Annotated in this window: 9 protein-coding genes; 4 read left to right on the forward strand and 5 right to left on the reverse strand. The window is 72.9% G+C overall.

The genetic code is table 11. The features are described 5' to 3' along the window. The 3 genes from VP06_RS38250 to trpC form a co-directional block, all read left to right on the forward strand. The coding region (locus VP06_RS38250) for a glutamine amidotransferase-related protein (RefSeq protein ID WP_425350941.1) at nt 1-416 on the forward strand (416 nt) is incomplete at its 5' end. 45 nt (nt 417-461) lie between these two features. Next, on the forward strand, nt 462-1,475 hold the full coding sequence (gene trpD / locus VP06_RS23770; protein ID WP_048466276.1) for an anthranilate phosphoribosyltransferase: 1,014 nt from the start codon (nt 462-464) through the stop codon (nt 1,473-1,475). 70 nt (nt 1,476-1,545) lie between these two features. Further along, nucleotides 1,546-2,394, forward strand: a complete 849-nt coding sequence (gene trpC / locus VP06_RS23775; RefSeq protein ID WP_048466277.1) for an indole-3-glycerol phosphate synthase TrpC — start codon at nt 1,546-1,548, stop codon at nt 2,392-2,394. Here trpC and VP06_RS23780 read toward each other — a convergent pair. Beyond that, nucleotides 2,385-3,263, reverse strand: a complete 879-nt coding sequence (locus VP06_RS23780; RefSeq protein ID WP_048466278.1) for an alpha/beta fold hydrolase — start codon at nt 3,261-3,263, stop codon at nt 2,385-2,387. The genes trpC and VP06_RS23780 overlap by 10 nt on opposite strands. A gap of 609 nt (nt 3,264-3,872) precedes the next feature. Beyond that, nucleotides 3,873-4,847: a ribokinase gene (locus tag VP06_RS23785; protein ID WP_048466279.1), complete on the reverse strand. Its 975-nt coding sequence runs from the start codon at nt 4,845-4,847 to the stop codon at nt 3,873-3,875. A 65-nt stretch (nt 4,848-4,912) separates the two neighbouring features. Here VP06_RS23785 and VP06_RS23790 point away from each other — a divergent pair, with 65 nt between their 5' ends. Then, nucleotides 4,913-5,692, forward strand: a complete 780-nt coding sequence (locus tag VP06_RS23790; RefSeq protein ID WP_048466280.1) for a GntR family transcriptional regulator — start codon at nt 4,913-4,915, stop codon at nt 5,690-5,692. Here the strand turns inward: VP06_RS23790 and VP06_RS23795 are convergent. The 3 genes from VP06_RS23795 to VP06_RS23805 form a co-directional block, all read right to left on the reverse strand. Beyond that, on the reverse strand, nt 5,668-6,360 hold the full coding sequence (locus VP06_RS23795) for a helix-turn-helix transcriptional regulator (protein WP_197093275.1): 693 nt from the start codon (nt 6,358-6,360) through the stop codon (nt 5,668-5,670). The genes VP06_RS23790 and VP06_RS23795 overlap by 25 nt on opposite strands. 602 nt (nt 6,361-6,962) lie before the next feature. Beyond that, the gene (locus VP06_RS23800; protein WP_048466282.1) at nt 6,963-8,123 is read right to left on the reverse strand and encodes a hypothetical protein; all 1,161 of its coding nucleotides are present in this window, start codon (nt 8,121-8,123) and stop codon (nt 6,963-6,965) included. Nucleotides 8,124-8,127: 4 nt separating this feature from the next. Beyond that, entirely contained in the window at nt 8,128-9,783 is a 1,656-nt protein-coding gene (locus VP06_RS23805) for an acetolactate synthase large subunit (RefSeq protein WP_048466283.1), read from the reverse strand. Between the last annotated feature and the right edge of the window lie 187 nt (nt 9,784-9,970).

A 9,970-nucleotide genomic window follows, 5' to 3' on the forward strand; every position in this document is an offset into this window, starting at 1 on the left:
CCACCCGGCGCGCCCGCCCCCCCCTCGGCGCGGCGGGGCGCGCGGCGCCACCCCCCGGCCGCCGGGCGCGCGGGGGCGAGCGCCCGGCGCGGCGGCGGGGGGGGGGCGGCGCGTCCGCCGCCGCGGGGGGGGGGGCGGGGGGCCCCGCGCCCGCGTCCGGTCCGCCTGCCCGGGCGGCCGCGGCCGGGGCGACCTGCCCCACCCGCCTCGCCGTGACCGCCGAGGCCGACGGGCTGATCATGGCGCTGGAGCACACGGACCGGCCGGTGCACGGGGTGCAGTTCCACCCCGAGAGCATCCTGTCGCAGCACGGTGAGACCATGGTGCGCAATTTCCTCGACCTCGCCGCGGCGTGGAACGCCAAGGGGCGGAATGCCGAGAGCCGGGGTGACAAGCGCGGCCGAGATGTGCATTGACGGAACCAGCCCGACACAAGCGCTGAGATCAGGCCCGTACTCGTCATGGACTCGTTCAAGCCCTACCTGGCGAAGGTCGCCACGGGCGCCGCGCTGACGCGCGAAGAGGCCCGCCGCGCCTTCGACCACCTGCTCTCCGGCGAGGTGACCCATGCCCAGGCCGGCGCCTTCCTGATGGCGCTGCATGTCCGCGGCGAGGCTCTGGACGAGATCACGGGCGCGGCCGGGGCTCTGCGCGAGCGCATGACCCGCGTCACGGCGCCCGAGGGGGCGATCGACATCGTCGGCACCGGCGGCGACCATTCGGGCAGCTACAACGTCTCGACGCTGGCGGCGATCATCACGGCCGCCTGCGGTGTGCCGGTGGCCAAGCATGGCAACCGCGCCGCCTCGTCCCGCTCCGGCGCCGCCGACGTGCTCTCGGCCCTCGGCGTCGGCATCGGGCTGACGCCCGATCACCTCGCCCGCTGCCTCGCCGAAGCAGGTCTGTGCTTCATGTTCGCCCAGGCGCATCACGCCTCGATGCGCCACGTCGCTCCCGTGCGGGTCGAGATCGGCACGCGGACGCTGTTCAACGTGCTCGGCCCCCTGTGCAACCCGGCCGGGGTGTCGGCGCAGCTGCTCGGCGTCTACGCGCCCTCGCTCGCCGAGCCGATGACCCGGGTGCTCGCCGAACTCGGCAGCCGCCGCGTCTGGACCGTCCACGGCTCGGACGGGCTCGACGAGATCACCACCACCGGCCCGACCGCCGTGGTGGCGTGGGAGAACGGCGCGATCCGCCGCTTCACCATCGATCCGCGGGAGCTGGGCCTGCGCCTGGCGCAACCGGAGGAGCTGCGCGGCGGCGATCCGGCGCACAATGCGAGCGCCCTGCGCGAGGTGCTCGACGGTGCCCGCACGCCCTATCGCGACATCGGGCTCGTCAATGCCGCGGCGGCCCTGATGGTCGCCGGGCGCGTCGACAGCGTGCAGGACGGCATGGCGCGCGCCGCCCAGGCGATCGATACCGGGGCGGCCCGGGCGGTGCTGGAGCGCCTGGCCGTCGTCTCGCACGCATGAGCCCGCCGCCCGGCGGCATCCCGATCATCCGACACGACCCCCGACACGCTCCCGAGGGGAGGACACGGCCTTGTCCGACACCGATACGACAATCCCCGATGGCGAGGCCCGGCCGCGCCCGGCCGACGTCCTCGCCCATATCGAGGCGTACAAGCGCCGCGAGATCGCCTCGGCGAAGCTGCGGATTCCGCTCGCCGAGCTGGAGAAGCGCGCCGCGAAGGCCGATCCGCCCCGCGGCTTCGCCGATGCGATCGCCGCGCATGTGGCTCAAGGTCGTTTCGCGCTAATCGCCGAGATCAAGAAAGCCTCGCCGTCCCGCGGTCTGATCCGCGAGGATTTCGACCCGCCGGCCCTGGCCCGCGCCTACGAGGCCGGCGGCGCCACCTGCCTGTCGGTGCTCACCGACGAGCCCTCGTTCATGGGCAAGCCCGAATACCTCACGGCGGCCCGCGCCGCCTGCGCGCTTCCGGTCCTGCGCAAGGACTTTTTGTTCGAGCCCTATCAGGTGGTCGAGGCCCGGGCCTGGGGCGCCGACTGCATCCTGGTCATCATGGCGAGCCTCGACGACGAGGAAGCCTCGGCCCTCGTCGACACCGCCCACGATCTCGGCATGGACGTGCTGGTCGAGGTGCATGACGAGGCCGAGCTGGCCCGGGCCCTCCCCCTCGGCACCCGGCTCATCGGCGTCAACAACCGCGACCTGCGCACCTTCACGGTCTCGCTCGACAACGCCGTGCGCTTGAGCCCGCTGGTGCCGCCGGACCGGATCCTCGTCGGCGAGAGCGGCATCGGCAGCCATGCCGACGCGCAGATCCTCGGCAAGGCCGGCATCCGCACGCTGCTCGTCGGCGAGAGCCTGATGCGGCAGGACGACGTGACGGCGGCGACGACGCGCCTGCTGTTCGGCGATCATACCTGAGATGCGGCGGAGGCGGTCAGAAAGCCGATCAGGGCTTCGTTGACCGCCTCCGGCTCCTCGTGCTGAAGCCAATGGGTCGCGTGAGTAAAGGACCGCACTGCGCCTTGGGCGCAGAGGCGCAGGCTCGCGGCGGCGAGGCCGCGTTCGAGGGCGGTGTCCCGCTCGCCCCACAACACCAGGACCGGCGGCCGGATCGGGCCCGGCGCCGGCTCACGGGGCAGGCGCAACGCCCGGTACCAGTTCAGCATCGCCGTGAGGGCTCCGGGCCGGCGCCAGGCGACGGCGTATCGGTCGAGATCCTCGGTCGAGAAGGCGCCGGGCCGGCTTGATTGCGTCAGGGCCCGGCGGAGCGCCGCGCCGTCGCCGGCGCTCAGCAGCGCCTCGGGCAGGACGGGGAGTTGGAACAGCCCGACATAGAGGCTCCGCAGGGCCTGGCTCGGATGGCGGCGGGCATAGGCGCCGAACAGGTCGGGATGCGGCGCGTTGAGAATCGCCATCCGGTCGAGCCGGTCGGGATAACGCGCGGCGACCCACCAGGCGACGACGCCGCCCCAATCGTGCCCGACGACGCGGAACCGGTCGTGACCGAGAGCATCGGCGAGGCCGACCACGTCCCCGGCCAGGCAGTCGAGATGGTAGGCCGCGATCCCCTCCGGCCGGCTCGACAGGCCGTAGCCACGCTGGTCCGGCGCCACCACCCGCAGGCCGGCCGCCGCCAGCGGGCCGATCTGGTGGCGCCAGCCCCACCAGGTCTCCGGGAAGCCGTGCAGCAGGAGGGTGAGCGGTCCGTTGCCCGGGCCGGCCTCGGCGACGGACAGGGTCAGGCCCCGGACCGGAATGCGCCGCGTGGCCAATTCGGTGCGCGTCATCGCGGAACTCTCCTGCGCGAGGCGACAGCAAGAGCCGAACGCCGCAGAAGGGCCGCGGGGTCCGGGCAGGTGACGCAAGGCGATGCGTTGCGTCGCGGCATCACCTGCGACTCGGATGCCACAAAGCACGAATCGGCCCTTGCCAGCGAAGCCGGCAGGGCTTAGCTATGAAGTGGCAACGCGGCGATGGCGTCGCGGCGTTGCTGCCCTCTTTGGGCGTTTCCTCCCTAGACTTGGGCCACACCTCGCGTGTGGCCTTTTTCTTAGGTGCGAGGGCATCTGTCAACGGTCTAGCTGGGTCGGATTCACCCTGTTTTGCACAGCCCCGCAGGGGCTTGCGCCGGGCGCGACCGCAGCCGGGCCATTCCGTTCACCATCCGTCACGCACAGGTGCGCAAGCGCACTGTGAAGGGCCGCCCGAAGCCCTCACCATCACACCGTCACGAGGCGAAGGAGGCACGGCGATGATCAGGGAAAGGCTCGACGACATCCGGTTCCTCATGACCCTGGCGATCGTCGCGATGGTCGGCAGCCTCCTCGCCAGCCTGCTCACCTGAGGCCCGCGACTCCGGTTCCGGGCAACGTCCCGTCGGCCCGGGGCCGGTCGTCTCACGCGGTCCCGGCCAGCAGCGCCGCGATGGCGGCACGATCCGGCAGAGCGTCGAACACGCCCTTGCGGCGGACCACGCAAGCCCCGCAGGCCGCCGCGAGCCGCAGGCTCTCGGGGAGCGGGCGACCCGCGGCGAGGCCGACCGCGAGCCCCGCCGTGAAGGCGTCGCCGGCTCCGAGCGTGTCGACCGCGTTCACCGCAAAAGCCGGCTGGGCCAGGGCGGGATGGCCGGTCCGGAAGGCGAGAGCGCCGCCGGCCCCGAGGGTGACCACGACGAGATCCGGCCCGCGGGCGAGCAGCGCCTCGGCGAGGACGTCGAGATGTCCGGGCTCCGCCGCGCCCTCTGGCACGGGCACGTCCAGAGCCGTGCCGAACGCCGTTGCCTCGACCGCATTGACGACGAGAATCCCGGTGCGTCCCAGGATCTCCGGTGACGGCATGCGGAACGGCGAGGGGTTGAGCAGGGTGGGCACGCCCGCCGCGCGGGCAATGCGGAACGTTTCCGCCACGACGTCGTCGCCGGCCTCGAACTGCGCCAGGACGAGGGCGGCCCGGCCGATCCGGTCCGCCGCCGCCCGCACCTCCGCCGGCCCGAGCCGGGCATTGGCGCCCGGATGGACGGCGAGGCAGTTCTCGCCCGCAGCGTCGGTGAAGCCGATGCCGGCCCCTGTCGGGCCCGGGACGCGGTGCAGCATGCCGGCGGGCAGGCCGGCACGGGCCAGGGCGGGTGCGGCGAGCGCCGCCAGCACGTCGTCGCCGATCGCCAGGAGGCCGTCGACCGTGGCGCCGAGGCGTCGTGCCCCGACCGCGAGGTTGAGGCCCTTGCCGCCGGGCTCGACCAGGAAAGCCTGTGCCCTCAGCGATTCGCCCGCTCGCGGCAGGCGCTCAACCGTGGCAGAACAAGCGACCACGAAGCTTCCGAGGACGAAGAGAGCCGGATCGGCCGCCCATTCGATGCTACCCTCGACGCTCATGCCCTGCCTCCCTCCCCTCGCTCACGCCGCCCCGGCGCGCGCTCCCCGGCTCGGCTGACCCGCCGATGTCCGACCGCTCGCTCGGGCCAGGCCCGGGCTCCCCTGCCGTGACCAGCCTGGTGCGGCTTCGCCACGATACCGCGAAGCCGCTCTACCAACAGCTGGAAGAGCAACTGCGCGCGCTCATCGAGGACGGCACCGTGGCCGGCGGCACGACGCTGCCGGCCGAGCGGCCCTTCGCGGAGGCGCTCGGCGTCAGCCGCACCACGGTGCAGCGCTGCTACGATTCCTTGCGCCGGCAGCACTACCTCACCGCCCATGGCCGGCACGGCTTCATCGTGGCGGCCGGTCGCACCCGGCTCAGCCCGGGCATGGACCGGCTCAAGGGCTTCACCGAGGAGATGCAGGAACTCGGCCGGGTGCCCTCGACGCGGATCGTCGAGCGCCGCGTGGTCCAGGACCGCTCGATCGCCTCGCTGTTCGGCCTGCCCTCGACCGCGCCATTCCTGAAGCTGGTCCGCATCCGCTGCGGCGACGGCATGCCGCTGTCGCGGGAGGTGGCCTGGTACGACCTCACGGCGGTGCCGGCCCTCGCCGAGGGCGATCTTGGCGGCTCGGTCTACGCCTTCCTGGGCGCTCACGGGGCGGCCCTGGTGCGCTGCCGCCAGACCATCGAGGCGGCGACGCCCGACGCGGAGGAATGCGCGGTGTTCGGCTTCACCCAGCCCCTGCCCTGTCTCCTGATCAAGCGCCAGTCCTATGCCCGGGACGACCGGATGATCGAGTATGTGGAAGGGCTGTTCCGCGGCGACGCCTATGCCTACCGGCTCGATCTGAAGGCCTGAACCGGGTGTGCCGCCTCGCCGGTCCCGCAGGCGACCGGCAATTGCACCGCCGCCACCAGGGCGACGAGTTGGCTCTGCTGCCGGGTCCCGGTCTTGAGGAAGATGCGGGCGACGTGGGTGCGCGCCGTGGTGACGCTGATGCCCAGCTCCGCCGCGATCTCGGCGAGGCAGCCGCCGCGGGCCAGCGCCGCCCCGACCTGGGCCTCGGCCCGGGTGAGGCCGAACAGGGTGCGGAGCTGCGTCTCGATCCACCCTTGCGCCCGCATCAGGCGAGCCACCACCAGCGCCCGGCCCGGCGCCGCGTCATCGACCAGGGGCGAGACGCAGACCGAGACGCCCGGCTCGTCCGGGCCGCCGCCGTCGAGCTGAAGGAAGCCGACCGTCTCCCCGGGCCGTCCGTCGCAGGCTGCCTGGATCAGGGCGTGAAGCCGCGCGCGGCCCTCGGCCTGTCGCGCCGCGAGGTGCCGGGTCGCCTGGGGCCCGCTCCCGTGACCACCCCCGGTCGCGGTCTGGCCCGACAGGGCTCCGTCGGGCCGATCGAGGAGATCGGCGGCCTCCCGGTTGGCGTGCAGGATGTGCCCCTGCCGGTCGACCACCAGCACGGCGAGGGCGAGCGCGTCGAGGGCCGCCGTCGCTGCCGGCTGCCAAGTGGTTGTGCCAGTGGTCATGCGGGCGGTCACGGCGCGCGGGTCCCGGTCACGCGGTTGCCGCGCCCTTCCCTCCTCCGCCCCTGGCATTCCGCCCCGGAGGCGCTCGTCCCCTCTGCATGCGTTCATTGTCGCCCCCCGGCAACCCGTCGCGGACGGCAGGGTCCCGACCCATCCCTATCCATATAAGTGCCAAAACCTTTGCGGCACAAGACTGCGCATGGCCGTTTCGGCCTCTGATCTAGACCACTCACAATTGATGCAAGGGGCGCTTGATGCTGGAACCGGAGACCGCACGCAGGGTGGAGGCCGGGTTTGGCATCATCCGTTCGGAGGGGATGCGAGCGGCCGGATAGCGGCCGCGGCCCGCCGGTGCCGGCGCGATCGGTCAGGCTGCTGAAAAGGCGCGGCCCGTGCCCGGTTCGACCATCGAGCCGGGTGTCGCTGCGGACGACGATCCGCAATTCGGACGGGTGGAAGGCAGGGTGATGACCGGTCTTCGTCCTCCGGGGCGAGACCCGGGACCGGTCCCGCTAAGCAGATTTCGCCGAAGTGGTCACCGAACCGGTGACCACCTCGTCACAATCAGCGTCGCGGCGCGGACCGACATCCGCGACCATCGATCAAACGGGCGCCCCGCACGCCTCGCTGCCGCCGTGCTCCGGCCGACGCGGTCGGGCGGGCGCGCCTCCGGCGCGGCGCGGGCGCCGCCAGATCAGCCGGCCGATGGCCGTGCCGGCGCGGCGGCAGAACAGGGCGGCGGCGAAGAACCAGACCAGGCCGAGCCAGAGGCCCTGCACGATGGCCAGGAGGCCGGAGCCCAGTACCAGGGCGCCGCGCCCGAGCAGGGCCAGGACCGCCCGGGTGCGTCCGCCCATCGTCTCGGACAGGCGGGCGACGCGGCGCAAGTCGTCGGCATTCTCGGCCACCGACAGCGCCTGAAGCGTGCCGCGGGCCCCGAGCCGCGCCTGGATCCGGGCCGATTGCTCGCCGACATGGCGGATCTCCCGCAGGGCACCCGGCCGCAGCACGCCCGTCGCGCCCTGGCGCAGGGCCGCGAGGTCGAGCCGGCCGGCCGCCGCGGTGGCGAGGCCCAACGCCTCCCGGTCGAGCGCCGCGCCGGCGCTGCGGGAGAGAAGCGCGGCGAGCGGACGGGACAGCTTGCCGGTCCGGGCGGCCAGCTTCAGGGTCGTGGTGCCGGCATGGACCGGCACGCTCGAGCCGAGGGAAACGATGGTGGCGCCGGTGAGCGCCAAGCCCGCGGTGGCGAGGCCGAGGAGCAGCGGGTCGTAGGTCTCGCCGCGGGCGAGCCGCCCGCCCTCGCGCCACAGGTCGCGCAGATCGCCATAGCCGACGAGGTCGCCCGCCAGCGCGCCCGCGAGGCCCGCCATGCCGGCCCCCTCCCCGCTGACGAAGCCGGTCGCCGCCTCGGCGAGCGCCCGGCGCGGCGCGGTGTCGGCGAGCGCCGCCACGGCGGCCCGCCGTTCGGGCGAGACCGCCACGCCCCGCTCCTCGGCCAGCGCCAGGAAGCTCTGCGCCAGGTCGTCGTCACCCGCCGCCACCGCGGCGTCGAGGCCAGCACCGATCCGCTCGGCATCGGCGACGGAGGCCAGGCGCAAGGTCGCGAGCGCCGCCGGATCGTCGGCCGCGGCCCGCAGGTGCCAGGCGCGGGCGCCCTCCGGCACCACGACCGGGCCCGACGCGGCCACCGCGCCGCCACCGAGCAGGAGCAGCAGCCCGGCGGCGCGCCGACGCCAATGCGGATCCGGCACGGGAATCCGCATGGTCCTAACCGGGCTCGGTCCGGGGAGCATGGCCGCCGAGTTCCTCGACCAGCACCCGGGTGTTCTCGGAATAATCGACCGGCACCGCCACGAGATGCACCCCGCCCGCCGCGAAGGCCGCCTCCAGCGTCGGCGCCAGGGCGTTGGTAGACGTCACGCGATGACCCGTGGCGCCGTAGGATTCGGCGTAAGTCACGAAGTTCGGGTTGCCGAAGGTCATGCCGTAATCGGGAAAATGGTCGACCGCCTGCTTCCAGCGGATCATGCCATAGGCCTGGTCGTCGAGCACCAGCACCACGAGATCGAGCTTGAGGCGCACCGCCGTCTCCAGCTCCTGGCTGTTCATCATGAAGCCGCCGTCGCCGCAGACCGCGAGCACCCGGCGCTCCGGATGGACGAGCTTGGCCATCATCGCCGAGGGCAGGCCGGCGCCCATCGTGGCGAGCGCATTGTCGAGGAGCAGGGTATTGGCGACGTGGGTGCGGTAGTTGCGGGCGAACCAGATCTTGTACATGCCGTTGTCAAGGCAGACGATCCCGTCCTCCGGCATCACCGCCCGCACGTCGTGGACGAGGCGCTGCGGCGTGACCGGGAAGCGGTTCTCCTCGGCCCGGTCGTTGATGCGGGCGAGGATGCGCTGGCGCATTTCCAGCAGCCCCGGCTCCGGATCGAGCCGACCGCCGAGCCGGTCGGCGAGCGCCGTGACGGTCGTGCCGATATCGCCCACCACCTCGGCGTCGGGATGAAAGACCTCCTCGACGCTGGCCGAGACGTAGCCGACATGGATCACCCTCGGGCCCCCCGCGACCCGGCCCATCAGGAAGGGCGGCTTCTCGACGGTGTCGTGGCCGATCGAGAGGATCAGGTCGGCGCTGTCGATCGCCTCGTGGACGTAGTCGCGCTCCGACAGGGCCGCGGTGCCGACATAGAGGTTCGAGCCGCCGGTGACCGCGCCCTTGCCCATCTGGGTGTTGAAGAATGGGATCCGGGTGCGGCGCACGAAGTCGGACAGGGGCTCGACCAGGCGCGGCCGGTTGCCGGCGGCGCCGATCATCACCAGCGGGCGGCGGGCCTGGAGGATCATCGCGGCGGCGCGCTCGATGGCGGCGGGGTTCGCCACCGGCCGCTCGATCGGGTGCGACGGCACCAGGGCGACGTCGGCCTCCTCCGCCGCGATGTCCTCGGGCAATTCGAGATGGACCGGGCCCGGCCGCTCCTCGGTGGCGATCCGGAAGGCGTCGCGCACGAGGGTGGGAATCGAGGCGGCCGAGACGATCTGGCGCGTCATCTTGGTGAGCGGGCGCATCGCCGCGATCACGTCGACGATCTGGAACCGGGCCTGACGGGCGCTCATGATCGGCTTCTGACCGGTGATCATCAGCATCGGCATCGCCCCGAGATAGGCATAGGCCGCCCCCGTGGTGAAGTTGAGGGCGCCGGGCCCGAGCGTCGAGAGGCACACGCCGGGCTTCCCCGTCAGCCGGCCATGGGTCGCCGCCATGAACGCCGCCGCCTGCTCGTGGCGGGTCAGCACCAGCTCGATCGTCGACTGGCGCAGGGATTCGACGACGTCGAGATTCTCCTCGCCCGGGATGCCGAAGATCCGGTCCACGCCCTCGTTCTCGAGGGCGGCCACCAGCAGGTCGGATCCTTTGGCCATCGGGCGCTCCTCCGGGCGTGCTCGTCGCTTGAGGTGGGGACGCCACTCACCCGCCGCAACGGACGGATTGCGCGCGCGGCCGGGCCGGGGCTGCGACAGCGGAGCCGTCACGCCCCCTACGATCGTTGCGTGACCGATTCCGACACCAGTCCATCGCGGGATCCCCTCTTCCACACGGGAGAGGGGA

Origin of the sequence: Methylobacterium aquaticum (assembly GCF_001043915.1) — a bacterium.
In the GTDB taxonomy this organism is placed as follows: Bacteria; Pseudomonadota; Alphaproteobacteria; order Rhizobiales; family Beijerinckiaceae; genus Methylobacterium; species Methylobacterium aquaticum.

Excerpts from the sequence above, each read along its gene's own strand:
- VP06_RS23800 (WP_048466282.1), bottom strand. The coding sequence starts at position 8,123 with ATGCGGATTCCCGTGCCGGATCCGCATTGGCGTCGGCGCGCCGCCGGG.
- VP06_RS23785 (WP_048466279.1), bottom strand. The coding sequence starts at position 4,847 with ATGAGCGTCGAGGGTAGCATCGAATGGGCGGCCGATCCGGCTCTCTTC.
- VP06_RS23795 (WP_197093275.1), bottom strand. The coding sequence starts at position 6,360 with ATGACCACTGGCACAACCACTTGGCAGCCGGCAGCGACGGCGGCCCTC.
- VP06_RS23805 (WP_048466283.1), bottom strand. The coding sequence starts at position 9,783 with ATGGCCAAAGGATCCGACCTGCTGGTGGCCGCCCTCGAGAACGAGGGC.
- trpD (WP_048466276.1), top strand. The coding sequence starts at position 462 with ATGGACTCGTTCAAGCCCTACCTGGCGAAGGTCGCCACGGGCGCCGCG.
- VP06_RS23790 (WP_048466280.1), top strand. The coding sequence starts at position 4,913 with ATGTCCGACCGCTCGCTCGGGCCAGGCCCGGGCTCCCCTGCCGTGACC.
- VP06_RS23780 (WP_048466278.1), bottom strand. The coding sequence starts at position 3,263 with ATGACGCGCACCGAATTGGCCACGCGGCGCATTCCGGTCCGGGGCCTG.